This window comes from Methanomicrobiales archaeon HGW-Methanomicrobiales-1, assembly GCA_002839675.1.
In the GTDB taxonomy this organism is placed as follows: domain Archaea; phylum Halobacteriota; class Methanomicrobia; order Methanomicrobiales; family Methanospirillaceae; genus Methanoregula.
The window spans coordinates 558,546-584,046 of the sequence record PGYM01000002.1; the positions used below are offsets into that span (position 1 = coordinate 558,546).

Genomic DNA, 25,501 nt, shown 5'->3' on the forward strand with positions numbered 1-25,501 from the left:
CAGTATGTACGCAACCGGTTAAAAGGTTCTGTTAAAAGAAAAATTTGGATTAGGTAATTATTCATGCCTGAGCGCATCGATCGGGTTGAGATTTGCAGCACGCCACGCCGGGTAGATCCCGCAGATGAGGCAGATGATGATGCCAAACGTCATACCGTACGCGATGTGGATCAGGCTTGAGGGAACGAACAGGTACTTTGTGGTCTGGAGCATCAGGCTGCTGATGGCATACCCTCCCAAAAGGCTCAGCAAGCCCCCGATGATACTGCCGATAACGCCTAAAATCGCTGCCTCATAGAGGAACATCGCCATCACTTCTTTTCTCTGCGCCCCGATACTGCGCATGATGCCGATCTCCTTGATCCGTTCCGTTACCGACATCATCATGATGTTGAGGATGGATACACCGGCAACCAGCATGGAGATCCCACCGATTGCGGATACGAATGTCGTGATCTGGCCGAATGCCTGGAAGATGGTCTCCATGGTCTTCCGGGTGTCCATTACGTCCACCGTGGTGTCCCTCCGGTTCATCTGTTTCTCTATGGCGGCTTTTACACTGGCAATCTCATCGAGGTTCTTGACCTTTACGACAACCTTATCGTAATCGTTCCGGTTATAGGTGGTATCGAACCAGTCCTTGGTGACGACAATGGCAGAGTCGGTGCTTACGTCGAAAGCCATGCCCCGTTCCTCGATGATACCGGTCACTCTCAGGGTGCCTTTGCTCCCGTCAGTTCCTATTGCAATCCGGGAACCAACTTTAACATTGTTGTCTTTGGCAAAGGTGGATCCCACAAGACAGCCGGAATTTCCCCTGCTGTATCCTCCCTCCTGGAGTTTCAGGAAATCCGGGACATCATCAGGATCCAGTCCGTAAATTGCTGCTACGATGTCGTCGCTGCCAACCCCGAGTTTCATGCGATCCGATGTCTGAAGAACAGGTATTGCAACATTCGGTGCAGATACCCGTTTTATCTGTTGGAAATCCTGTTCGGAGAGGGTGAGGGAAGTAGAGCCACCCCCTCCCCCGCCAAAACCGCGGGTACTCCCCCCGGCATGGGGCGTTACTATGACACTGTCCCCTACGGTTTTCAGGCTGTCAGAAACGGAGAGAACCATGCTGTTGCCTAAAATTCCCATGGAGGCAATGGCAACTACACCGATCACAATCCCGAGCATTGCAAGGGATGACCGAAGCAGGTGTATCCTGATATTGCGTTTTGCAATCTCCCAGAAGATCATGCCACGATCCTCCCATCAGCGATCCGGATTGTCCTCCGCGAGTATTCGGCAATGTGGGGATCATGCGTCACCATGATAATCGTAGTGCCTTTTTTATTCAGGTCGGTCATCAGGTCCATGATACCAGCCCCTGTCTTCGAATCAAGGTTTCCTGTTGGTTCGTCGCAGAGGAGGATATCGGGATCATTGATGAGGGCACGGGCAACGGCAACCCGCTGCTGCTGTCCCCCGGAGAGTTCGGTGGGAGTATGGGTGAAGAGCGCATCCTCCAGCTGGACAGACCGCAGTACTTCTTTTCCCCGTTCCGGATTCACCTCTTTCTGGGATTTGAGCATCATGGGAAACGTGACGTTTTCGATGATGTTGAGGAGGGGGAAGAGATTGAAGTACTGGAAGATGAACCCAATCCTGTCCCGGCGCAGGCTGGTCAGCTCGGTATCTGACATATCGCCGATCCGGGTACCGCTGATGAAGATGTCCCCGGTGGTGGGTGTATCGAGACATCCCATCAGGTTCAGGAGCGTGGATTTACCCGAACCCGAAGGTCCCATCACTGAGATGAACTCGCCCCGATCCACCTGGAATGAGACGCCATCCAGTGCGGTAACGTCTCCTGCAGGTAACGGGTATACTTTCGTCACATCCCGAAATACCATGACCGGCTGTTCGTTCATGGCGGTGTCACTGCTTGTATTTTTTCAGGTATACAATCCATCCGCCGATGAACAGTGCGAGGATGACAATCGCTGCAATGATCGGGATCAGGGGAAGGCCGGTGCTCTTCTGGGCTGCACTGGTCGCGGAAACCTTCACATCCTGTACTGAGTTATACACGTTCCCATCGGCATCTTTGTAGGTTAACTGGAGGGGAATGGTCTCGGCATTCGTTGCTGCGAATGTCACCTCGAAGCTGCCGAAGTCATCGGGTTTGAGGGCGCCGACCACGTACGTCTTGTACGGGTCCTGCGGTACTGCAGGTGAAAGAGAAGTTACCATCACGGTATTGGCAGTTTCAAGGCCGGCGTTATTGACATCACCGGTAATGTGGTAGATACCGGTATCACTCTTTACCTGGACATTACTCATAACGGGATTTGCCTGTTTCTTATCCACACCAAACGTAATGGGGATGTCCATATTTACGGTATGGGGATTGTCACCATTGTCATAGTTTAAGAGGAGATGGAGGGTTGTCGGCTGATCCGCGGTCACCGAAAAATTCAGGGGCACTGTTGCCCCGGAAGCAAGTTCTCCGATAAAAATTTTTGAGGGTGTTGCCGTAATTCCTGTGCCCGAAACATCGAGTATGATATTCTTCACTGAATTCTCCCGGGGGTTTGCAACCTGCGCATAAATGGTCTTTTTCTTGCCTTGAGTAAACGTATCCGGCTGGTCGACAATGGTCAGTACGATTGGTGTATTTTCAATCTTGGCTACTGTCCGGTAAAATAGACTATCCGCATCGCGGAAACTTAAGGAAAATGTCGGGTAGAAGGTTCCGTCCAGACCGTCAGCGGTGACGGAAAATACATACGATTGTTTTTGTGCCGGGCCAATACTAGTTGAAGAATCATAGGGGCGGCTTGTTATTTTTATTCCTTCACTGGAAACTATTGCATGGTTCACCGTAATCCCCTCGACAGTGTTACCATTTGTTATATCAATGGTAAGGGTGCCCCTGTCTCCAGGAAAGAAAACAGCCGGATCATAGGTAACACCGGACACATACACTTTGTCTGCAGCAATAATCGAAGCAGGGTTCGTGAAATCGGCAGCGACGATACCAACCATGGCACCTGCGAGCAGAACCAGGCATATGAAAGAAATTAATCGAACTGTTTTCACTTACATCACCGCTATGGAATAGACCATATAGAGAATATACACGACAACGGGAATACCTACACAGAGTGCTGCATTCCTTGGGGAGAGTTTACGGGAATGCTGCATTCCGAAGATCCAGATATTGGCGCTCCAGAGAAGAAAGACCATCGAGATGATCATGGCAATCTGGCTCAGTTCCATCATTGCGGGATCATGCATCAGTGCTTTCACTGCTTCTGTCATAAGATCAGGGTTCTGGGCAGCTGCTGCAGAGAGCTGGGGAACATGAATACGGGGAATATAGTCCAGTGCGATGACAAAGGTAATGAGGGTTCCAAAGACCTGGGGCAGGTAACCGTAGCCTACGAATTCAAGCGTTCGCCGGAACGTTCCCTCGCCTTTGAAAACAAAGGAGAATGCATACATCACGCCAGCCCATAGTACCCAGAAGATAAACGTACCGATAAGGGCACCGATCACCGTGGTAAGTGCGATGATTGAGCCCATGCCGGGCATGATTCCGTTGAGCAATTGTCCGGTCAATCCCCCGATAAGGTACCCGTACAGTGCGCCGGCAATACCCCCGGCAAGGATAATGAGTGCCGGAAATTTCAGGCCCTCCTTTTCATTCATTGCATTCTGGAAGAATGCACCCGGTCTGATGAGTAGATCAATAATTGAAGGGTTCATCTGATGTTCTCCACATTATATTGAACATATCTGTTGTTGCAGAAAGAACAACTTGATTACAGATATTATTTGCTGGATATTAATGATATGGCTGACGGAATCAAAAGGTGTTTCTATCAATCCGATTCTCTTTACATTTTTCAAGCATCGTGATTAAATCTCACTAGTAATCTGCATAGTCCCTCCTGTATCTGGACTCAGGGATTCTTTGCTGGATGCAGAATTCGGCGAGAAGATCCTTGTGGTTTCCGGGTACCGGATGGCCCAGAAGAAACGTATCTACAACCGGAACACGGGTAAAAAAAGGTTATTTTTTCTGGGGTGCCTGCGGCGGCTTCAACATGGTAAATGCAATCACAAGACCGATGACTGCAAGTGCCAGCACATAGGGAAATACCCCAAGATAGGATCCCGTGGATGTCTTGATGAACCCGGCGAGTTGTGGTCCGGCGATTGCACCAGCACCGTAGGCAAGGAAGAGGACCCCGTAGCACCGCGGATAATCGCAGGTACCGAAGAAGCTGCCGGCCGCGGTCGGAGCAATGGCAAGCCAGCCCCCGAGGCATCCCCAGAGTACAGCAAAGGCGATGACGTATACCAGCACGGACTGGACCTGCCACATCAGCAGGGATGCCAGTCCAATGAGGACAAACGAGACCATTGCTGCGTTTCGTGGTGTGATCTTATCCGTCAGTGCACCGAAGATCGGTCTTCCACCGCCGTTGAAGACGGCAAAGAACCCGACCAGCATCGTGGCAAGCCCGGTCTCGATGCCCACATCAGTACCCACGGGTTTTGCAATCGAGATCGCCATCAGTCCGGCTAGGCATCCGATGAAGTAGCAGGCCCAGAGCGCATAGAATGATGATGTTCTGATCATCTGTTCACGCCCGAACTCACAGGTGACATGCTGACCCGCCGTTGGTGCAGGGGGGTTCCATCCTGCAGGTTTCCATCCGGCATGGGGGAATTTCAGGGGCATGGCTAACAATATTGTTAGGATGATCATCGCAACGCCGAAGATACGGAACGTGTTCATGACCCCATAGGCCCCGATGAAATACCCTGCAAGGTTGGCGGTGATGAGTGCAGAGAACCCGAACCCGAGAACCGTGAGACCAACTGCGAGTCCCCTTCGGTCCGGGAACCAGCGTGCTGATACAGCGACCGGTACCCCGTAGGCAATGCCGACCCCAATTCCCCCGATGATGCCATACACCACGTAGAGCATCGGAACTGAGTTTGCAAACGATGCCAGCAGCCAGCCAAGACCGGTCAAAACCCCGCCAACGATCGTCACGTTACGGGGTCCGTACTGTTCTATGTATTTACCGGTAAACGGCATGGCGATGGCAAAGAATGCCAGAAAGACCGAAAACGGCAGGAGGATGTCATTGGCGGTAACCTGCTGGCCTAATGTGCCGGTAAAATAATCCGTAAGCGGCTTGACAAAGACACTCCATGAGTAGATCGAGCCTAAACACAGGTTGATGACCATGCCGAGAACAACAAGCAGCCATCGTCCTTTTTCCGGTTCCATGCCGAATAGTTTTTCCTGTATAGTATCGCTCATTTTCCCCTCGAAAAATTATTCTTCCAGGGTTGATATATCGCCTGGATCGATTCCCATCTCTTTGGCCTTTAAGACCCTGCGCATGATCTTGCCGCTCCGGGTCTTGGGCAGAGAGTCCACGAAATCGATCTCGTGGGGCATGGCAATCGGCCCGATGGTTGTCCGGACATGGTGGAGGAGATCCTGCTTAAGGTTATCACTCGGGTGGTTCCCCACACGGAGGATGACGAACGCCTTGATCGAATTCCCTTTCAGCACATCCGGTTTTCCGATGACTGCTGCCTCGGCAACCGCATGGTGGGAGACCAGTGCGCTCTCTACTTCTGCTGTGCCGATATTGTGGCCGGCAACGATGATAATGTCATCCGACCTCCCTAGGATCATGATATAACCGTTCAGGCCCTTGACTGCAATGTCGCCGACGGTATATACGCCTTTTATTGTTTCCCAGTATTTCCGGTAACGCTCATCGTCTTTGAAGACTGTGCGGAACATGGATGGCCATGGTGTTTTGATCACGAGAAACCCACCCGTGCCCGGTTTGACCGAATTGCCATCTTTATCCACGACATCTGCCTCAACACCTGGGATGGGTTTTCCGGCAAAGCCCGGACGCATGGGCTCTCCGATCATCGTTGTGATCATATGCATGCCGGTCTCGGTCTGCCACCAGGTGTCAAGGACCGGAACCTTGTCCTTGCCAATGAAATGATAGTACCACTCGAAGGCCTCAGGATTCAGTGGCTCTCCGACAGAGCCGATGATCCGAAGGGAATCCAAATTGTACTTGTTCGGCCAGACCTCTCCCATTTTCATGAACATCCGGATTGCGGTCGGGGCGGTATAGAAGATCGTGATCTTCTCTTCCTCAATAAGTTTCCAGTAACTGCCCGCATCCGGGTAATCCGGAGTCGTTTCGGCAATAAAGACGGTTCCACCTACGGCAAGCGGCCCGTACACGATATAACTGTGGCCGGTGATCCAACCGGGATCTGCAGTACACCAGAAAATATCATTGTCTTTTATATCGAAGACATATTTGCTGGTGTAATAGGTGCCTACCATGTACCCCCCGCAGGAATGCACGATACCCTTCGGTTTTCCGGTGGATCCGCTGGTATAGAGGATGAACAACGGATCTTCGGCATCCATGACCTCCGGTGGACAGATGTCCGACATCCCTTCCATCATCTCGTAAAAATCCAGCTCGCGCTCGTGGAGATCCAGGGGAGGATCGCGCCTCCTTAGGACGATAACGTGTTCCACGCTAGGTGAATTGACAATCGCTTCGTCAACGATTCCCTTGAGCTGGATTGCCTTACCCCGGCGGATTGAGATGTCTGCGGTGATGACCACTTTTGCCTCAGCATCCTGGATTCGCATATTCAGGGCGGCAGTGCCAAATCCCCCGAATACAACGTTGTGGACCGCACCGATACGGGCACAGGCAAGCATGGCGATCATCTGTTCAGGAACCAGCGGCATGTAAATACAGACACCGTCTCCTTTCTTCACCCCGATCTTCTTCAACGCATTTGCGAAGCGTGAAACCTGTGAAAGGAGTTTCTGGTAGGTAAAGATTCGTTCCCTTCCGGTCTCCCCCCTCCAGATGAGGGCCACCTTGTTGCGGCGGTTGTTATTGACATGGCGGTCAAGGCAGTTTGCCGTGATGTTCAGTTTGGCATTGGTAAACCACCTGGCATAGGGATAATTCCATTCTTTGACGGCATCCCATGGCTTGATCCAGTCAAGTTCCTTTGCTATCTTTTCCCAGAATGCATCAGGATCTGCAATAAAATCCTTGTACGCTTTCTCGTAGTCTCCCATCCATGCATTTTTTTTATACTGTGGGTCGGGTGTGTAAAATTTCACATCCTCGACGAGTTTGACGTTAAAATCCTCTGTCATGTGCCCACCCATTTTACATTATTAATCATGCTAAACATCCTATATATAATTTATCAATGTATTTTCCGACGAATAAATCAGTTGGGGATTATTTCCCGGAGCGTAAAACAAAAATATAATTGCCTTATTTATGGTTAAGATTCAGCCTTCTATGGAATCTCGAATCAGTGGGTGGGATATAAAAAGGGTTATCTGTCCGGGTTTTTCAATATAGGATTGATGCTCGATAAATTCAAGGGGTGCCTTCTGGGTGCAGCGATTGGCGATGCGCTGGGTATGCCCAACGAGAGCGGTGCTCCTAACTTAAACAAGATGAAGTACGGGTACCGCCGCCCCTACAAAGGCCATCCCAATGAGGGTCTGAACCCGGGACAATATACTGATGATACCCAGATGATGATCCTTGTTGCAACCCTTCTTGCTGATGGAAAATTCAACGAGGAGCGGTACATGACCGCGCTTCGCGAACTCTATATGAGAGGAAATCTCCGCTTTCCCGATGGATCGGTCTCTTCGGTATGTGAACAAACGGACAAGGAAAATGTCCCCCGGAAAGGTGTGAAATCCACCACCTCCGGCTGTCTCCCGATTGCGATCCCGTTCGCCCTGGCATTTCCCGATATGAATGAAGGATGTGAACGTTCTGTCCGGGCATGCAATGTTACCCATACCCACCCGGCAGCCCACGCAGCTGTTTCAACCGTGGTCACCCTCCTTTACCATACCCTCCATGACAGTCCCGACCCTGTAGGAAAGGCGCTGCATAAGGCCCAGGCAGAAGACGAAGTGCTGGGCGGCAAGATCCGAAATGCACTGGTCCTGGAAAAAGAGGGGATGGAAACCGAGACCGCCCTGCTCAAAATCGGCAATGATGTATCCGTGTTCCAGACATTACCCATTGCGTTTTTCTTAATCAGCAGGTATTCCCACCCGCAGGATCTCCTCACGGTAGCAGCTAATACCGGGGGAAATACCGATACCATTGCCTGCATCTGCGGTGCATATCTCGGGGCATCAAAAGGTATCGGGGCGCTTCCTGCCGATCTGCTCGAAGGACTTGAAGACCGCCAGCGGATCGAATTGCTCGGCCAGCGACTGTATAGTGTCTATTCCCGTAAAATGGATAAAATGTAAATCTTTTTTTATTCGGATACAATTTGCGATCAGAATGTTCCCCGCTTAAAAAGCATTAAATTTTGACAATCGGATACTCTTGTTATGAAAATTGCGATTATCGGGGCCTCCGGCTATGCCGGTGGTGAACTGGTTCGCCTGCTCGTTTCCCACTCAACGGCAGAAGTCACGTGTGTCACTTCCCGCAAACTGGCAGGAACCCCCCTTGATCAGGTCCATCCCCACCTGAAAGGGTTTACCAGCCTCAAATTCGAAAATCCCGACATGGATGCCATCGATGCCGATGTGGCATTTCTTGCCGTCCCGCATACCGCGGCAATGACCCATGCCGGTAAGCTGCTGGAACGGGGGATCAAAGTCGTGGATCTCAGCGCAGATTACCGGCTGCCTAAAGACATCTATGAAAAGGTGTACGGCGTCGCACATACCGATTACTTCTCCGCACCCTATGGAATCCCGGAACTCCACCGCAAGGAGTGTATCAATGCAAAGTTTGTTGCAAATCCCGGGTGTTTTCCCACGGGCGCAACGCTTGCAGCCGCCCCTCTGGCGAAATACGCCCACACGGTGATCTTTGACTCAAAGACCGGCGTGAGCGGTGCCGGTGACAATCCGTCCGCCGTCACCCACTACCCGAATGTCGGGGACAATGTTGGACCCTACAAGCTGACGAATCATCGTCACCTTGCCGAGATGAAACAGGAAATCGCCGGGCTGGGTTCAAAAGCGAATGTCTACTTTACCCCCCATCTCGTCCCGGTAAACCGGGGTATCCTGACAACGGCTCATATCCTGCTCAATGAGCCCCTTGAGCAGAAAGAAGTGGAAAAACTCTACCAGGATTTCTATAAGAATGAATATTTCGTCCGGTACCAGAAACCCTCGCTCGCTGCAGTCCGCGGGAGCAACTTCTGCGATGTGATGGTGGAAAGCGAAGGAATGCGTGTCGTTGCAGTCTCCGCGATCGACAACCTGGTGAAAGGCGCAAGCGGACAGGCAATCCAGAACATGAACCTGATGTGCGGGCTCTCCGAAAAGGACGGGCTCGTCAGCGCAGGAATGCTCCCGTAGGTGACAAAAATGCTGGTAAAAGACGCAATGACAAAAAACCCGATGGTCTGCTCTGCTGATACTCCTCTTCGTGAAGCGGTAAGTCTGTTCCGGAAGTATCACATCGGAGGCCTACCCGTGATGGAAGGCGCAGAGCTTATTGGGATGCTGACTGAGTCAGATCTCATCTCGCTCCTGGAATCCGAACGGATCTCTGATGATCTCTGGCTGCCGTCGCCCTTTGAGATCATCGAGATCCCGATCCGCGAGTATGTGAACTGGGAAAAAACCAAGCATGCCCTGCGCAATATCGGCGATATGCCGGCAAAAAAGGTGATGACACATCGTGTGATCACCGCGACTGAGGATATGGAAGTTGAGGAAGCGGCATCCCTGATGCTCAAAGAGGGAGTTACCCGTCTGCCGGTATTGCAGGGGAAAAAATTGACCGGGATTCTTACCCGTTCAGATATTATCAATGCAATCGGCGCATCACATTCTGACACGAATGGAATGGGAGATTAAATGTCGGTAAGAAGTATCTGTGCAGTCAAGGGCGTTACTGCGTATGGTATGAAAGAAGGCAAGTTCGGTCTTGCCCTTATCCGGGCAAGCGGGACTGCCGCCGGTGTTTTTACCGAGAACCTTGTCAAGGCCGCGCCTGTCGAACTCATGCGCAAACAGATAAAAAAAGGCACTTTAGAAGCGGTTATCGCAAACAGCGGTTGTGCCAATGCTTATACCGGAAAACGCGGGTATGAGGATGCAGTCGCGATGACCGGGTTTGCCGGGGATGCGCTTGGGGTCGATGCAAAAAAAATCGGGGTCGCAAGTACCGGTGTTATCGGGCGCTATCTCGATCTCCCGCTTATCGAACGCCAGTGCAAATTGATTGCACCGAAACTCGCTCGTACCTTTGAGGCTGAAACCCTGACGGCGAAGGCGATCATGACTACGGATCTCTACCCCAAGCATGCGCTGGTGGAGAAAGAGTCGTTCTGTATCGGGGGTATCACGAAAGGGAGCGGCATGATTGCGCCCAACATGGGCACGATGCTTGCGTTCATTTACACCGATGCCGAGATTGGTGCAAAACCGCTTGCCGACGCTCTGAAACTGGCCACAAAGAGGACGTTCAACCGCGTGGTGGTTGATGGCGATACGAGCACCAATGACATTGCCCTTTGCACGGCCACCGGAGAATCCGGTAAGGTGAATGTAAAGGAGTTCTCCGCTGCATTAGAGGAATGCTGCCGCTCGCTGGCGATGCAGATTGCCGCTGATGGTGAAGGGGCATCGAAACTGCTCGAAGTGACGGTCAAAGGTGCACCCAAAGAGGACGATGCAGCAAAAGTTGCCCGCACGGTAATAGAATCCCCGCTTGTCAAGACGGCGGTATATGGAGAGGATCCCAACTGGGGTCGTGTAGTTGCAGCAGCAGGCCGGGCCGGGGTAAAGTTCGATCCCAACGCGGTCTCACTCTGGATCAGCGATGGCAACGTGAAGTATCCCCTCGTGAAATCCGGTGAGATCATCGCCGATCTCAAGAATGCAAAGGCGGCCATGCATGGCAAAAAAGTGATCTTTGTTCTCGATCTTGCGGCGGGAAAGGCAGAAGCAACAGCCTGGGGCTGTGACCTGACCGAGAAGTATGTCGAGATCAATGGGAGGTACACCACATGATGAAACGCGAAGACGTGCTCATGGAAGCCCTGCCGTATATCCAGCAGTTCCACGGCAAGACCATCGTGATCAAGCTTGGCGGCCATGCGATGGTGGACCCGGTTGTGCTGGAGAACGCGATCCGGGATGCGGTGCTCCTTCACTATGTGGGTATCCGGGTAGTCCTGGTACATGGCGGTGGACCGGAGATCTCCGAGAAGATGAAGGCGATGGGCAAGGAATCCGTCTTTATCGGGGGATTGCGGGTGACAGACCCGGAAACCCTCGAGATCGCCCAGATGGTTCTCGTAGGCAAGATCAACAAAGGGATCATCTCGCTGATAGCGAAAAGCGGTGCCCGTGGAGTCGGGCTGTCGGGTAGTGATGGCAACCTGATTATCGCAAAAAAGATGGATCTCCAGAAGATCGAAGTCGAAGGTGTCCAGAAAGAGGTCGATCTCGGGCATGTCGGCGAGATCGAATGGATCGATCCGTCAATTCTCAATACCCTGCTTGATACAGGTTATATCCCGGTAATCGCACCGATAGCGATTGACCGGTTCGGCGGGAGCTTAAATATCAACGCCGATACGGCAGCCGGTGATATTGCCATTGCACTCAAGGCCTACAAACTTGTGAATATGACAGATGTGGACGGGGTCATGGATGCCAAGCGAACCCAGGTATACCGGAAACTGACCATAAACGAGACGAATGATATGCGGAAATCCGGGGCAATCAGTCAGGGAATGATCCCCAAGGTGGGCTCGGTAACCAAGGCGGTAGAAAATGGCGTGAAATATGCGCATATCATCAATGGCAACACCGAACACAACCTCATCCTCGAACTTTTCACCCGGGATGGTGTCGGGACAATGATCTCCTTAAAATAATTTTTTTTAAAAGCTGCCCGCGGGGTATTTTATTATTGGCCCCTCTCCAATACCATTACAAGGTTTTTTGAGGATGGATAAAACAATAAAAATCGCTACCGGACTTTTCATTGTAGTGGCTCTCTTATGTGCGATTTTTTTTATCTTACCCCTGCAGGCTGAAAAAACACCTGTACCGGGCATAGAAAGTTCCGTGCAGGACAAGGTGACGGTATATTTTTTCTATGGTGACGAATGCCCGCACTGCCATAACGTGATGCCGTTTATGGTGTCGCTCAAAGAAAAATACCCGGATGTGGATATCCAGATCCTTGAAACATATCATAACAGTACGAATCAGATCCTGTCTGTTTCGCTCAACCAGAAACTCGGGGCGGGAAATCCCGGCGTTCCTGAAGCGATTATCGGGAATGTTGTTCTGGTTGGCGAACGGGATATTCCTGCGAACCTGGAAGCTGCCATTATCGGGGAACTTAAAAAAAAAACGGTGAGTGATGGGCAGGTACCCCCACAGGTAACCCCGGAAATAGATTCTACCAGCACTCCCGGATTTCCGCAACTCAGCCTGGTGCTGGTCATCATTGCCGCTCTCGTTGACAGTGCAAATCCCTGTGGTTTGTCCGTTCTGGTTTTCCTGTTGATCCCGATGGCTGCTGCCGGGAGCAGGAAGCGCATCCTGCTTGTCGGCGGTGCCTATATCGCCGCAACGTTCCTGTTTCATCTTCTCGTAGGCATAGGGCTTTTCTCGGCGATCTCCTTCTCCGGGTTCTCGCGGGTATTCGCTATTATTGGTGGGGCGGTTGCTCTTCTTCTTGGGATCATAACGATTGCGGATGTACTCCGGAACAAAGAGAAATTTCTCCTGTCCATACCGGAATCGAAGAAAGGGATCCTTGGGGATTATATCCGCATTGCATCGCTTCCCGCCGCATTTATACTGGGTATCCTTGCCGGCATCCTTGGGTTCTCCTGCACCGGGGGCATCTATATCAGCATCCTTGCCCTCATGGGCAGAGAGATGACGGTAATGGCCGGATTGCCATGGCTTGTGCTCTACAACTTCATCTATGTCCTCCCCTTAATCCTGATTACCCTCCTTGTTGTGTATGGTATATCTCCGGGACGGGCTGAAAACATGAGGACAAAGTACAAGCGGATGATCAGGATGGTCATCGGTGTGATACTGGTTGCCCTTGGGGCGATTATCCTGCTCGGGTGGATGGGGTAAACCCCTCATAATGTTTCAGGTAAAAAAATAGTTGGGATAAATCCCCAAAATTAATCCCGGAAAAGCAGAATCAGGGAAGATTTCCGTCTCCGGAACATTCCCGCTGGCGCTCTTCGCTCATCGCAATGAGCTGCTCGAATATTTTCTGAACTGCGACAGGATCGATTTTGGCCTCAACCGCCTGATCAAAAACTGCGTTCAGCACTTCAGATGCCCGGTGCTCATCATGGACCGGCATCCCTGCATGGATCTTGATTTTGGCAATCTTTCCCGCAAGCTCCTGCCGGTGTGCGATGAGCCGGATAATCTCTTTATCCGTTTTGGTGATCTCTGCCCGTACGGTCTCCAGGGACATATACTATACATCTCTGATTCTTCACATAAACGTGTTTATCCCCGCTTAAACACCAAAGCAGATATCGCAGGAGCACCCTATCTGATCCGGTGATTTCATGCTCGAACGCATCTCCCGAAGGGAAGAGTTTGATCTTTTTATTGCGTGGATAGCGATATCCCTGTCGTTTGCGATTATCAAGATCGCACCCTATGGTATAACCGGGCCGGTCAATTCGATAGACCCCGTTGCTGCACTGATTTTTTTAGGCATCGCCCTCCTGACAGCCGGTATCGGGTTTATCTTCCATGAGATGGCCCATAAGTTTACCGCAATACGATTTGGGTACTGGGCGGAATTCCGGAAAGATAACACCATGCTCCTGTTCGCCGTGCTCCTTGCAGCACTTGTAGGTTTTGTCTTTGCCGCCCCGGGTGCAACGGTCATTTACAGCAACTCAGGTAGCGGACAAGGCCTGACCAAGCGGGAGAACGGGATAATTTCAGCATCAGGTCCGGTTGTCAACCTCCTGCTCTGCATACCATTCGCCGCACTGGCATTGTTTGGAGGACACGCAATTGGCGGCCTGCTTACCTATATCGGTATTTTCGGTATCCAGATCAACGCGATGATCGCTGCGTTCAATATGCTCCCGATCAGTGTCCTTGACGGAAGAAAAGTCATGGCCTGGAATATCCCGATCTTTGCGTTGCTGATCATTGCAGCGTTCGGAACACTCGTAGCATCGTTCTATCTGCTCTGATCCCGGCCAATTTTTTTTATAAAAATGTCGATGGAATGCTCGTTCATTCCATTTTTAATTTTTCAATAACACCAACAACTTTCTGCCCTTTCTCAAATGCATCCCTGAGCGCAGTCGGGTGATTTTTGATCCCTTTGAATTCATCCATATTATTAGCAATGATATTGTCGTAGTATTCGAACCCGGTGCCGTTGAAGATGGCCGTGATCGCAGGAAACGCCCCGTCAAAGACATGGTCCCAGTTCTGCCCGGCCGTGGAGATGAAGAGCCCTTTATGCCGTTTTACGTGCTCATCGGTGAAATAGAGCGTTTTTAAGATGAATTTCCGGGCCCAGAGGTACTGTCCCCGGTCGATCAGTCCCTTGAGTTGTGCGGTGATACCCATGGTATAGATGGGAGAGGCGACCGCGATACAATCGGCGGCGAGTATTTTATCAAATATTATTATTGCATCGTCCCTGACAATACACTCTCCATTTTTATGGCAGGCATTGCACCCCCGGCAGGGAGAGTAATCCATATCCTTAAGCACTACTTTCTCAACCGAGGCACCGGCAGTCCGTGCACCATCAAGGAAGCTGTCGAGCAGGGTTTCGGTGTTCCCGTGCCGGTGCGGGCTTCCCGATATGCCAAGGACGCTTTCGGTCATTAAAATCACCTATTAAGCCGCTTTTTGATCTCGGCAAGCACGGTTTTACCGAGTTTCTCGGCATCGGTCCTGGCGGTTGGGTGCTTATCTATTGCACCTTTTTCATCCACGCCGTTGATCATGAGGTAGGAGATATCAGCATCCTTGATATCAATGACATGGTAGAAACATTTCACTGAAGGAATGGCAGCCTCAAAGACATGATCCCAGTTCTGCCCGGCAGATGAGAGAAATACCCCCAGCCTCTTACCCTTGCGTTCCGGGGGAACAATGGGGAGTTTGAGCACATATTTCCGTGAACGGAACACCTGTGCACGGTCGATCAGGGCTTTTGGCTGCGAAGCGATACCCATGCAGTAGATGGGCGATGACAGCAGGATAATGTCGGCGGCAACGATCTTGTCGTGGTAGATGTCCATGCCATCATGCTGCACGCAGGCATTGAGCTTCTCGCAGGCATTGCACCCCCGACAGGGATTGATATTGGCATCGGTCAGGGCGATTTTCTCTACGACCACGTCCGGGTCAGCGATCATCCCGCCCAGTACCCAGTCCAGCAGCGTCTCGGAGTTGCCATGCCTGCGGGGACTTCCGGCAAAGGCGAGGACTTTGATCGGCATAATCGTATCTTTGTCATGCGTCATAAAAAAGGATTGGATGGGGATCAGGGATAACGAAATTTTCTGGATGAATCGCCGGGAGCTTTGGCTGGATTAACTGTTCGCATAGGATACAGGCAGAGCAGAAAAGTGCAAAACGTTCTGGAATGATGACCCCCCATGCAGTTCACGAGAGTATGGGTGGTGGAAACCGCGAGTAAGATGTACATTTGATAAACAACTGTACAATTGATAGTCAAATGTCCAATTGACAAAAATTGCGTTGCTCACGCCGGACGAGTTTTGGGAATGGGTGGGGGTACCCCCTCCAAGACATGAGAGGGGGGTGGCTCATTTTTCATGTGAGGGGCAGGGATCCCCATGCACCCCCCCTTTGTATGCTGAGGGGAAATCAGAACAACAAAAAAAAGTTTATTATTGTAACCAGACGCGGCCGGCTCACACTTTCTTGAAGCAGAGGTACCAGTCTTTGCACTCGTACCCTTCGGTTGGCCGCTTCTCCATCTCGGCAGCGGTCTTTGGGGCCGGGACAACTACCTTGTCACCCGGCTGCCAGTTTGCCGGTGTTGCCACCTTGAACTTGTCCGTGGTCTGGAGTGCCTTTACCAGCCGGAGGATCTCCGGCATGTACCTGCCGTTCTGCAGGGGATAATAGATCATCGCCCGCATGATTCCCTTGTCATCGATGAAAAAGACCGTCCGGACGGTAGCGGTTGAACTCTGTCCCTTGTGGATCATCCCGTACATCAGTGAGACTTTCATGGTAAGGTCGGCGATGATTGGGAACGGGATCTGGACGTCCATCTTCTCCTTCACGGCATGCACCCACGCAAGGTGGGCAGAGACGCTGTCAACCGAGAGACCGACAAGCTGCACATTGAGCGCTTTGAGGTCTTCGTGGATTTCAGTGAACGCAAGGAATTCCGTTGTACAAACAGGTGTGAAATCTGCCGGGTGGGAGAAGAGAATAACCCACTTGCCCTTAAGACTTGACAGCTTAAGCGGACCATGTGTGGTCTCGGCCTCGAAATCCGGGGCCGGTTCCCCGATGCTGGGGAATGTTATGCAATCTTCAGTATCCATGATACCACCCTCCCGTTACTTCATCACTTCATCGAGCTGTGCTCTTCCATATACGTAGGCCGGCATGCCCGAGAGGAGGAACGTAACTCGCAGTGCCTCTTCAACTTCTGCCTTGGTCACACCGAGATTTTTTGCACCGGCCAGCTGGGCCCGCACGGCATGCTGGTCACGGAGTGCCGCAGCAATTGCGATTGCGATGAGCTTCTTGGTCTTCTTTGAGAGTTTGCCATCGTCCCAGATGTGGTTCTCGAATTTCATGACGAGATTGAACATCTCGGGCTCTTTGGTGGTCAGCTCTTTGAAGAACTTCGGTACTTTTCCGATCTTCTTCTCAAGGCTCTTGAGTTCCGCTTCCGTTCCTTTCTTTGCTACCGGTTTTTTTACGGGAGCCTTTTTTGCTACTGTTTTTTTAACAACCATAATTACTCACTCTCCAATTGCATGGGTTCGCCGCAGCAGATTAGTTCTCCGCCGCCGGACTCTTTCACCACAACAACATTGCCGCAGATCTCGCACCTGAAGACCTGCCCTTCTTTTGAGACGTTTACCATACAGAGATCCTCCTTAACGCCCGATAAACCTGGGAGCAGGAATCCCGCGTACCGGTTTTTGGTTACAGGAACCCCCAGAAGTCATATCGCTGTACGTGTGCCCGAAAAGAAAAATATAAAATTATATATTACTTTTACCGCGTTTTGGCGGGTTCTTCACATCATCTGCGGATTTGATGTCCGGGCGGATGTGCGTCATCGGGAAACACTGGTACTCTTCACAGGCACAGGCTGGACATTTCCTTAAGTCCTGTTCGCTCTTGTCAAGGGTGAGTTCCTTTCCACAGTCTATGCAAACATATTTTCCGGGCCCGACTTTTTGTCCTGCGTTATACTTCTTATTTTCAGTCAAACGATTCACCAAAACTTTCATTCACGTCAAAGATATATATGGGTTGTGTTCGTACTGCTGATTTGCCCGATACTGGGTCGGATTATCAGAAGTGCAGGACCGTATGCAAAGGTATATTGTGGTTTTTCACATCTACTGATATATGGGAAAAAAGATCATCGCCCTTCTGGGAAGTCCCCTTTCTGACGGTAACACGGCAAAACTGCTTGACCGTGCAATCAAAGGTGCAGAGGATGCCGGATGTACCGTTGAGAAAATTGAAGTCGGCAGCCTTGATTATCAGGCCTGCACGGAGATGATGTTCTGCAAAGACCATGAAACCTGTATCATGGATGACGACATGCAGCAGATATACCCGAAATTTAAGGAGATGGACAGTCTCATCATCGCCACACCGATCATGACGATGGGAATTCCCGGGAAACTCAAATCGATGATGGACCGGTTCCAGGTCTTTTACATGGCCAAATATATGCGGAAAAAGTCATTTATCGCAAAGGAACGGAGAGCGGAACGCAGAGGGTTGTTCATCTGCATATCCGGTATGAATGTCCCCGAGGTTTTTGTGGGAGCAAAACTGACCATCAGGGGTTTTTTCGATACTATCGACTGCCAGTATACCGATGAACTGCTAATCAGCGATATGGATACGATCCGCGATGTGACCGCACACCCGGATCTTCTCGAGGCCGCCTACCAGAAGGGGTATGCACTGGGAAAATCGCTCGCGGCGTAATCTTTTCCACGAGGGGGCTTTTTTTATATCACAAAATTCCGTTGTTGCAGGAACGCTCCGGATAGATTTTCCCGTCCGCTAGAGCAGTCCCCGTTCCTTCATGCTCAGGTAACCGGTTTTTGTCACAATGATATGATCGATTAACTGGATGCCCAGTAACAACCCTGCCTCCCGGAGCTGCGTGGTGATCGCAATATCCTGCGGGCTGGGTTCGAGCGAACCCGACGGGTGGTTGTGGACGCAGATGACGGATGCTGCCCGGTCGGTAATTGCATCGGCAAAGACTTCCCTGGGATGGACCAGACTGTGATTGAGCAATCCGACAGTGATGACCCTGCTGTCAAGTACCTCGCCTGCCCCATTGAGGGTGATACAGATAAAATGCTCCTGCCGTTTGTCCCGCATGTCTGCTATAAGGGAGAGTGTAAGGACGTCTTGCGGTTTTGTTACCTTGATACTGCCCCCTGCAGGTGCACAATAACGCCTTCCCAGTTCGAAGCATGCCGTGATCTGGGCTGCCTTTGACGGGCCGATTCCCATAACTGAGAGAAGGTCCTCATACTGAATCGTGCCTTTTTTATCCTTCAGGAGCCCGCAGATCTCCTTTGAGATTACCCGGACATCGTTGCCCCGTGTGCCCCTGCCAAGGATCGACTCGATCAGTTCCTGTTCAGTGAGTGAAGTAACTCCTTTCTGGGCAATTTTTTCGCGTGGCCTGTCCTGTTCAGGAACATCTTTCATCTTCTTCATGGAAAACCCGGCATGCAGGATGCGGCAGGGGCCGGGATCCTGTGGTATGTCAGGAGTACTTTTTGGCACTGCAAAAACCTTTCTTTTTGTGATTGGCATATCTTTGCCCCTCTGCCAATGAAGAATCTTTAAGTCAGCATCTCTCCATATCCTATCCTTATGGCAACCATAGAGAATGCAAAAGAGGCATTTGCCGGTGAATCCCAGGCAAACCGGAAATACCAGGCTTTTTCTGAAAAAGCTGCCGAAGAGGGCTTCAAAAACATTGCAACCCTGTATAAAGCGGCATCCGAAGCAGAAGCAATTCATGCAAAAAAACTCTTAAAAGTGCTTGCTGCAATCGAGCCGACTGCAAAGAACCTTGAAGCGAGCATTGCCGGCGAGACCCATGAGTTCACCCATATGTACCCTGAGTTTGTCAAGGTGGCAGAGGCGGAAGGGAGAACTGATGCATTGCTTGCATTTACTCATGCGATGAAGGCCGAACAGGTGCATGCAACCCTGTACAAGAAGGCGCTCGATGCGGTAAAGGCGGGAAATGATCTTGGACGGGAAAAAATTTTCCTCTGCCCGGTCTGCGGGAACATTGAGATTGGCATTGTTCCGGACAAATGCCCGATCTGCGGTGTTTTTAAGAAACAGTTCCGGGAAATCACTCTGTAACTATTTTTTCATCGTTTTCTTTTTCATTATCTCTTTCTTTTTGGGCCTCTTTTCTGCGCCGGTGAAGCCACACCACGACAAGGACCAGGGCGATCAGGGTAGCCCATGATGCGGAGTAGATGATGATTATCGGGTTGACAAACATGTTCTGCGGAATAAATGGCGGGAGCGGTGCCTGTTGCAGGGTTTTTTCAAACCTTACTGCCACCGATGCCGGGAACCGTTCTTTACCGTCAAAATAGCGGATGGTTACGGTGGCATTTCCAGATGGGATTACGCCTTCTGCCGGTGCGTTATTGGTATTGGGGAACGCGATGGTGCGGGTAATCCTTCCATGTTCATCGCGAATTTCGATATACCATGCATCAGGGTAAGCGTTGGAAAAGAGATCCTGGGCACTCACGGTAAGTTTTGAACCTGCGGGCACGGTCACTTTCCAGGTTCCGTTCCCGGTTTTATCCGGAAATGACATTATTCTGGTGACAGATTCGCTTCCCTGCAACTGTACGGTACCTGAAACGGGGTAACAGGCTGTTGGTTCTTCCGGCTTCCCGATAATCAGGGGAGTAACCGGCTCCTGTGTGCAGCGGAACCGGTCATCCATAACCTGACCATAGGTTAATGCCCTCGGGTAAATCCTTACCTCATCAAGCCCGCCCCGGAAATAATCCGGGCATGCCGTGTCCGGAGCATCCCCGGTACCTGCATCTGCGCCCAGTACGACATAATTAGGATACTGGTATTGGATCGCACCTGATGCATTTTTCTGGTTTCTCAGCACGCCATCGAAGTATAATTTTGAGCTCTGGCCATCATAGGTTCCGGTGACGTGGTGCCACTGGTTTAAGGAAATGCCCTCGTGCTGGACAGGCACATCCAGATTCCCATAGCCTTCAAGGTTAATTGTCCACCAGAGGTCTCCCCCGTCTCCGATACCAAGGCGGTAACCCCCTTCATTATAGGACGAGATCAATGTCTGCGGGCGAAAAGAATCGGTATAAAACCAAGTAGAAACGGTGATTGCCTCTTCCGGGTGGTTGCGGGGATTATACGGGATTATCGCATAGCTGTTAATCCCGTTAAACAGGAGTGCACCGCCGCACCCGCTATTCTCGATTCGTGATGTGCTGTACATCTTCCCGCCATTCCCGTGCCCTGAACCATCGAGAATATAGGTGCCGCTTCCCTCATTGAAGCTGAGGTACAATGAAGGATCTGTTATCGTGTCCTGCTGTCCTGAGGCCACTCCTCCCAGCAGCAGGAGCAACAGGCAGACCAGTACGGGTACTCGCAGTCCTATTCTGCTACAGGTGGTTCTCATGGTAGCTGATCAATGCTCTATGGGGGCTCATTAAAAAAGAATATTGCTATTGGCAGCAAAGGCCGGCTTACCTCTGTCCAAATATTTATATGACGCCAGCGCATTTCTGGAACTGATGACAAAAGTCACCGTCTACTCCACCCAGAACTGTCCCTACTGCCGGATGGCCAAGGCCTTTCTTGATAAACACGGTGTCCCGTATGAGAGCATAGATGTTGGCGCGGATAACGAAGCCGCAAAAAAGATGATCGATCTCTCCGGCCAGCGCGGAGTGCCGGTGATAATCGTCGATGATGAGGTGATTGTCGGTTTTGACTCCGAGCGCCTCAATGAACTTTTCGGGGAACCTCCGACCGGTGGAAGTTATGATGTCGTGATTGTCGGCGCCGGCCCGGCTGGGCTCACGGCCGGGGTCTATTGCTCCAGAAAAATGTTAAACACGATCATCATCAGCGAAAATATAGGCGGGCAGGCGCTGGAATCGTGGGCGATCGAGAACTATATGGGATACCGGATGATCTCCGGGGAAGAGCTGATGAAAAAGTTTGAAGAGCAGGTCAGGACGCTCAATATCCGGCTCGAACTCGATAAAGTGACTTCGGTCTCAAAGGACGACGGTCTTTTTACTGTCAGTACCCTCTCGGGAAACACGGTGAAGGCAAAAGCGGTAATTCTCACGCAGGGAAACCGGCCGAAAAAACTGGGAGTAGCAAATGAGGAACAGTATCTCGGGCGCGGACTCTCGATCTGCTCTACTTGCGACGGTCCGCTTTACAAAGGAAAGCGGGTTGCCATTGTAGGCGGGGGGAACTCCGCGCTCCAGACTGCTGTTGAGATGAGCGATATCGCCGAGTCAGTCAGCCTTATTGTACGCAGCACGATACGGGCAGATCCCATCTATGTCGAAAAGCTCAAAACGCGAAAGAATATCACGGTGCATACGGGTACGCATGTCTCTGATCTGAACGGGGATAAATTCCTCTCGGGCATCACGATCAAAGATGAGCAGGGTAAGGAACAGAAAATAACCCTAGACGGTGTTTTTATTGAGATCGGCTGGCTCCCCAACACCGATATGGTAGAGAACCTGGTCGCTCTCAACGATAAGAAGGAGATAATTGTTGATATCAACACCCATACCAGTGTCCCGGGTATTTATGCTGCAGGAGATGTGACATCGGTGAAGAGCAAACAGATCGTCATCGCATGTGGAGATGGGGCAAAGGCAGCGCTTGAGGCGTTTGAGTACCTGATGACGGGGTATAAGGAATAGGAAATACCCTGACGGTGTGAATCCCCAATACTCTTACCGGTTTAAAGAGGGTGCAAAAAAGAATTAATGATGGGGGAACTCAGCTTTTCGTTCCTCTCTCTTTTATCCGGTCCTTCTCTCTATATCCTTCGAGCAGCACCGTAGCAATATTTTTTACCGGTTTATCGGTATGGCCGGCTATATGGAACTCGCAGAACGGGCAGGAAGTAATGACGACTTCAGCCCCGGTCTTTTTGATCTCTTCGCCCCGACGGCTGCCGAGTGCAGCCGCTTCCTCCGGGTTCCCGGAGCGGACGCCTCCTCCTGAACCACAGCAGATGGATGGCATCTCCACAAGGTCCACAACCTGCCGGATCAGTTCCCGCGGCTGGTCGTGGATACCCTGCCCCCGCATCAGGTGGCAGGGATCATGGTAGGTGGCTTTGATCGGGAGACGGGCCGGAGGTTCAATTCCATACTGCGTGAGCAGCTCGTTGATGTCGATGACCTTGAAAGGGGTCTTGTAATCGTTTTTTAACGTGGTGCCGCAACCGGCGCACATGGTCAGGACCGTATCGATGCCCCGCGACCGGAATACTTCGATATTCCGCCGCTGGAGTTCTTCGACTTGGGCGAGCTGCCCGGTCCGGATAAGCGGCGAGCCGCAACATACCTGATCTTTGGGGATGATGACCCTGATACCATTGCGCCGGAGCACTTCCATGGCATCGAGTGCGGACTGCACCTGCCGGAGGTTATACATGCACCCGATAAAGAATCCGACCGTTGCCTTAACCAGGCCGTACGGTTCGATGATTTCTCCCATCTTCTCAAGGAATGTTTCCGAAGTCCGGGGAACGCTCCTGCCGGTCTCTTTAATGAGCGCCGCGACTTCAAGGTGCCGGGGCAGCGTGAAGCCCCGCTTATTGGCCTGTGCCCGGAGTTTCTCGATCGCTTTTCCCGGAATCTCTATCTCCTTTGGGCAGACCTTCCAGCAGGCCTGGCAGGAAGTACAGGTGAACAACCCGTCCCTGACCGCGTCAGTGATCCTGTCGCCGCTGTCACGCGGATCGAGCGCAAGACGCATCTCCTGCCGCATCGCAGTGGGGCCGAGGAACTTTGTCACATCCATGGCAGGACAGACCGATACACATGCGAGGCACTCGATGCAGTCTTTTAATGGCTTCATTGCATCGATCTCGGATTTCTTCGGGAGCACCGCATGCTCGATGGGCTGCAGGAATGCGATTGCCTCCAGGGTGGGGAGGAGATCTACGACGAGATCCTTTTTCACCGGCAGGTTGATGGGCTCAATGGTGATGCCGTCTTTTGCCTCTTCCATGCAGGCGAGTACCGGTTCACCATTGACCCGGACGGCACAGCTCCCGCACTGGCCGGAGGCGCAGGAGTAACGGAATGAGAGGGAAGGATCGAGCGTATCATGAATTGCATGGAGCACGTGCAGGACGCGGGCACCGTCATTGACATTGACCGTGTAGCTCTCCAGGTGACCCGTCTCGTCCTTTGCCGGGTCGAACCTGCGGATCCGGACGGTCAGTTTCTTCATATTCCCGCCTCCTTTCGCTCGATACCGTCGCGGGATTGCGAGATGAATGTATGGCCAAAGGGTGAGGCTGTGGCCTCGTACTTCTGCTGCACATCCTTACGCACATGGGCGCCCCGGGACTCTTCCCGGATGAGTGCACTCCGGCAGATGAGCGAAGCGGTCAGGCACATGTTCTGCAGGATGCAGCATTCGGCAAGGTTCTGTGCAGATGCTGCGCGGATATTTGCAGTGGAAAGATGCGTGACAATCTTGAGCGTATCCCGCAGTTCAGCCGCAGTCCGGAATATGCCCGCCCCCTTCCACATCGCCTGCTGGAGCTTCACCCGCACTTCCGCCGGGTTCTCGGTTCCCGAAATGAACGCATCCAGACGGTCCTGCTGCTGTTCGACCTGCATCAGGTCGACTGACTTTTCCCGTCTCCCTGCACTACCGGCAGCCTGTCCCGCCCGCCTGCCGAAGACCTGGGTCTCGGCAAGCGCATTACCGCCAAGTCGGTTAGCGCCATGAACCCCTCCGGCAACTTCGCCGCAGGCATAGAGCCCGGTAACCGTGGTCTGGCATTCAGGAGTGATCCGCAGGCCGCCCATGATGTGATGGGCGGTAGGTGCGACTTCCATGGGCTGGGTCCGGATATCCACACCGTATTTCAGGAACTGTTCGAGCATTACCGGCAACCGGGTCTCAATCTGTTCCCGGGGGAGGTGGGTGACATCGAGATACACACCGCCGTTCTGGGTCCCCCTTCCGCTCTGGATTTCCGTGGCAATCGCGCGTGCAACGACATCACGGGTGGAGAGTTCCATGCGCTCGGGATCGTAATTCTGCATGAACCGCTCCCCCTTGTTGTTTTTGAGCAATCCACCTTCGCCGCGCACTGCTTCGGTAACAAGCCTCCCGCGGGCATCGTAAGGATAGACAGCGCCGGTCGGGTGGAACTGGATCATCTCCATATCGATCAGTTCGGCGCCTGCCCGGTACCCCATCGCATACCCGTCACCGGTACCACTCGATGAGTTGGTGGAAATGTCATAGACTTTGGTACCGCCTCCGGTCGCAAGGATGGTGCTGTCGGCCGTAAGCAGCACAAACCTGCCCCTCTCATCCAGTGCCATTGCCCCACAGACTTCGTCCCCGTCACGAAGCAGGTCGATTACTGTATATTCCTGCATGAGCGTGACTTTGGTGCCGTCGAGCCGCTCCACAAGCGTGGTCATCATCTCGTGGCCGGTCCGGTCTCCTGCATAGCAGGTTCGCGGGAACCGCTGGCCCCCGAACGGGCGCTGCGCGATCTCGTCATTCTCTGTGACATCGAATACCGCGCCCCATTTAACGAGATCTCCCATCCTCAACGGGGCTTCGTGGGCAAGAATCCGTACCAGTTCCGGATCATTGAGATATGCCCCGCCTTTGAGAGTGTCTTCGATATGGATCCCACAGGAGTCTGCCTCCCGCATGACCGCATTGTACCCGCCTTCTGCCATCGTGGTGCACCCACCTTTGCCCACGATGGTCTTTGACACCAGCACTGTATCGCCGTGCTGCGAAGCTTCAATGGCAGCCCGAACGCCCGCTCCGCCGCTCCCGATCACCAGCACATGGCAGTCCACCACGTCATCTGCAAGCATCTTATTATTCTGTGCGTCGCATAGTTAC

General features: G+C 52.0%; 27 protein-coding genes. 10 read left to right on the forward strand and 17 right to left on the reverse strand.

What is annotated here, in order from left to right:
* Nucleotides 1–57: 57 nt before the first annotated feature.
* The 6 genes from CVV30_09150 to acs all read right to left on the reverse strand — a co-directional run bounded on the left by CVV30_09150 (nt 58) and on the right by acs (nt 7,240).
* The gene (locus CVV30_09150; protein ID PKL69701.1) at nt 58–1,245 is read right to left on the reverse strand and encodes an ABC transporter permease; all 1,188 of its coding nucleotides are present in this window, start codon (nt 1,243–1,245) and stop codon (nt 58–60) included.
* Nucleotides 1,242–1,901 carry a lipoprotein-releasing system ATP-binding protein LolD gene (locus CVV30_09155; GenBank protein PKL69793.1) on the reverse strand — a complete coding sequence of 220 codons (660 nt, stop codon included), beginning with the start codon at nt 1,899–1,901 and terminating at the stop codon, nt 1,242–1,244. The genes CVV30_09150 and CVV30_09155 overlap by 4 nt, the downstream gene beginning before the upstream one ends.
* Nucleotides 1,902–1,926: 25 nt before the next feature.
* Nucleotides 1,927–3,036: a hypothetical protein gene (locus CVV30_09160; GenBank protein ID PKL69702.1), complete on the reverse strand. Its 1,110-nt coding sequence runs from the start codon at nt 3,034–3,036 to the stop codon at nt 1,927–1,929.
* Nucleotides 3,037–3,090: 54 nt separating this feature from the next.
* Nucleotides 3,091–3,759 carry a YIP1 family protein gene (locus tag CVV30_09165; protein ID PKL69703.1) on the reverse strand — a complete coding sequence of 223 codons (669 nt, stop codon included), beginning with the start codon at nt 3,757–3,759 and terminating at the stop codon, nt 3,091–3,093.
* 307 nt (nt 3,760–4,066) lie between these two features.
* Entirely contained in the window at nt 4,067–5,332 is a 1,266-nt protein-coding gene (locus tag CVV30_09170) for an MFS transporter (protein PKL69704.1), read from the reverse strand.
* Between the two features lie 15 nt (nt 5,333–5,347).
* Nucleotides 5,348–7,240 (reverse strand): acetate--CoA ligase, encoded by a 1,893-nt coding sequence (acs, locus tag CVV30_09175; GenBank protein PKL69794.1) that lies wholly within the window; start codon nt 7,238–7,240, stop codon nt 5,348–5,350.
* A 219-nt stretch (nt 7,241–7,459) separates the two neighbouring features.
* Between acs and CVV30_09180 the strand changes: the two genes are divergently transcribed.
* The 6 genes from CVV30_09180 (at nt 7,460) to CVV30_09205 (ending at nt 13,207) form a co-directional block, all read left to right on the forward strand.
* Nucleotides 7,460–8,374 (forward strand): hypothetical protein, encoded by a 915-nt coding sequence (locus tag CVV30_09180; GenBank protein PKL69705.1) that lies wholly within the window; start codon nt 7,460–7,462, stop codon nt 8,372–8,374.
* A gap of 84 nt (nt 8,375–8,458) precedes the next feature.
* Entirely contained in the window at nt 8,459–9,445 is a 987-nt protein-coding gene (locus tag CVV30_09185) for an N-acetyl-gamma-glutamyl-phosphate reductase (protein ID PKL69706.1), read from the forward strand.
* A 9-nt stretch (nt 9,446–9,454) separates the two neighbouring features.
* Nucleotides 9,455–9,949 (forward strand): histidine kinase, encoded by a 495-nt coding sequence (locus CVV30_09190; protein PKL69795.1) that lies wholly within the window; start codon nt 9,455–9,457, stop codon nt 9,947–9,949.
* Complete coding sequence (locus CVV30_09195) at nt 9,950–11,107, forward strand: ornithine acetyltransferase (GenBank protein ID PKL69707.1); 1,158 nt, start codon at nt 9,950–9,952, stop codon at nt 11,105–11,107. It abuts the gene before it with no gap.
* Entirely contained in the window at nt 11,107–11,979 is an 873-nt protein-coding gene (gene argB, locus CVV30_09200) for an acetylglutamate kinase (GenBank protein ID PKL69796.1), read from the forward strand. Before CVV30_09195 ends, argB begins: the two co-directional genes overlap by 1 nt.
* A 73-nt stretch (nt 11,980–12,052) precedes the next feature.
* The gene (locus tag CVV30_09205; protein ID PKL69708.1) at nt 12,053–13,207 is read left to right on the forward strand and encodes a hypothetical protein; all 1,155 of its coding nucleotides are present in this window, start codon (nt 12,053–12,055) and stop codon (nt 13,205–13,207) included.
* 70 nt (nt 13,208–13,277) lie between these two features.
* Here CVV30_09205 and CVV30_09210 read toward each other — a convergent pair whose 3' ends face one another.
* Nucleotides 13,278–13,562: a chorismate mutase gene (locus CVV30_09210; protein ID PKL69709.1), complete on the reverse strand. Its 285-nt coding sequence runs from the start codon at nt 13,560–13,562 to the stop codon at nt 13,278–13,280.
* 97 nt (nt 13,563–13,659) lie between these two features.
* Here CVV30_09210 and CVV30_09215 point away from each other — a divergent pair, with 97 nt between their 5' ends.
* On the forward strand, nt 13,660–14,304 hold the full coding sequence (locus CVV30_09215) for a peptidase M50 (GenBank protein PKL69710.1): 645 nt from the start codon (nt 13,660–13,662) through the stop codon (nt 14,302–14,304).
* 43 nt (nt 14,305–14,347) lie between these two features.
* On the opposite strand, the gene CVV30_09220 is transcribed toward CVV30_09215, so the two are convergent.
* From CVV30_09220 to CVV30_09245, 6 genes are all read right to left on the reverse strand, one after another.
* Entirely contained in the window at nt 14,348–14,953 is a 606-nt protein-coding gene (locus CVV30_09220; GenBank protein PKL69711.1) for a flavodoxin family protein, read from the reverse strand.
* Nucleotides 14,954–14,958: 5 nt separating this feature from the next.
* Nucleotides 14,959–15,573, reverse strand: coding sequence for an NADPH-dependent FMN reductase (locus CVV30_09225; protein ID PKL69797.1), 615 nt, complete (start codon nt 15,571–15,573; stop codon nt 14,959–14,961).
* Between the two features lie 438 nt (nt 15,574–16,011).
* Nucleotides 16,012–16,656 (reverse strand): peroxiredoxin, encoded by a 645-nt coding sequence (locus tag CVV30_09230; GenBank protein ID PKL69712.1) that lies wholly within the window; start codon nt 16,654–16,656, stop codon nt 16,012–16,014.
* 15 nt (nt 16,657–16,671) lie between these two features.
* Entirely contained in the window at nt 16,672–17,076 is a 405-nt protein-coding gene (locus tag CVV30_09235) for a carboxymuconolactone decarboxylase family protein (GenBank protein PKL69713.1), read from the reverse strand.
* A gap of 2 nt (nt 17,077–17,078) precedes the next feature.
* Complete coding sequence (locus CVV30_09240) at nt 17,079–17,207, reverse strand: desulforedoxin (protein ID PKL69714.1); 129 nt, start codon at nt 17,205–17,207, stop codon at nt 17,079–17,081.
* Between the two features lie 121 nt (nt 17,208–17,328).
* Nucleotides 17,329–17,568 (reverse strand): hypothetical protein, encoded by a 240-nt coding sequence (locus CVV30_09245; protein PKL69798.1) that lies wholly within the window; start codon nt 17,566–17,568, stop codon nt 17,329–17,331.
* Nucleotides 17,569–17,701: 133 nt separating this feature from the next.
* Between CVV30_09245 and CVV30_09250 the strand changes: the two genes are divergently transcribed.
* Nucleotides 17,702–18,295, forward strand: a complete 594-nt coding sequence (locus tag CVV30_09250) for an NADPH-dependent FMN reductase (protein ID PKL69715.1) — start codon at nt 17,702–17,704, stop codon at nt 18,293–18,295.
* A 78-nt stretch (nt 18,296–18,373) separates the two neighbouring features.
* On the opposite strand, the gene CVV30_09255 is transcribed toward CVV30_09250, so the two are convergent.
* On the reverse strand, nt 18,374–19,045 hold the full coding sequence (locus CVV30_09255) for a hypothetical protein (GenBank protein ID PKL69799.1): 672 nt from the start codon (nt 19,043–19,045) through the stop codon (nt 18,374–18,376).
* Nucleotides 19,046–19,204: 159 nt separating this feature from the next.
* Between CVV30_09255 and CVV30_09260 the strand changes: the two genes are divergently transcribed.
* A complete protein-coding gene (locus CVV30_09260; protein PKL69716.1) occupies nt 19,205–19,708 on the forward strand; it encodes a rubrerythrin in 504 nt (167 codons plus the stop codon).
* Here the strand turns inward: CVV30_09260 and CVV30_09265 are convergent.
* Entirely contained in the window at nt 19,698–21,029 is a 1,332-nt protein-coding gene (locus CVV30_09265; protein PKL69717.1) for a hypothetical protein, read from the reverse strand. The genes CVV30_09260 and CVV30_09265 overlap by 11 nt on opposite strands.
* Nucleotides 21,030–21,144: 115 nt before the next feature.
* On the opposite strand from CVV30_09265, the gene CVV30_09270 reads away from it, so the two are divergent.
* Nucleotides 21,145–22,302, forward strand: a complete 1,158-nt coding sequence (locus CVV30_09270; protein PKL69718.1) for a glutaredoxin — start codon at nt 21,145–21,147, stop codon at nt 22,300–22,302.
* A 79-nt stretch (nt 22,303–22,381) separates the two neighbouring features.
* On the opposite strand, the gene CVV30_09275 is transcribed toward CVV30_09270, so the two are convergent.
* Nucleotides 22,382–23,848, reverse strand: coding sequence for a succinate dehydrogenase (locus tag CVV30_09275; GenBank protein PKL69719.1), 1,467 nt, complete (start codon nt 23,846–23,848; stop codon nt 22,382–22,384).
* Nucleotides 23,845–25,473 (reverse strand): fumarate reductase subunit A, encoded by a 1,629-nt coding sequence (locus CVV30_09280; protein ID PKL69720.1) that lies wholly within the window; start codon nt 25,471–25,473, stop codon nt 23,845–23,847. The genes CVV30_09275 and CVV30_09280 overlap by 4 nt, the downstream gene beginning before the upstream one ends.
* Nucleotides 25,474–25,501: the final 28 nt, after the last annotated feature.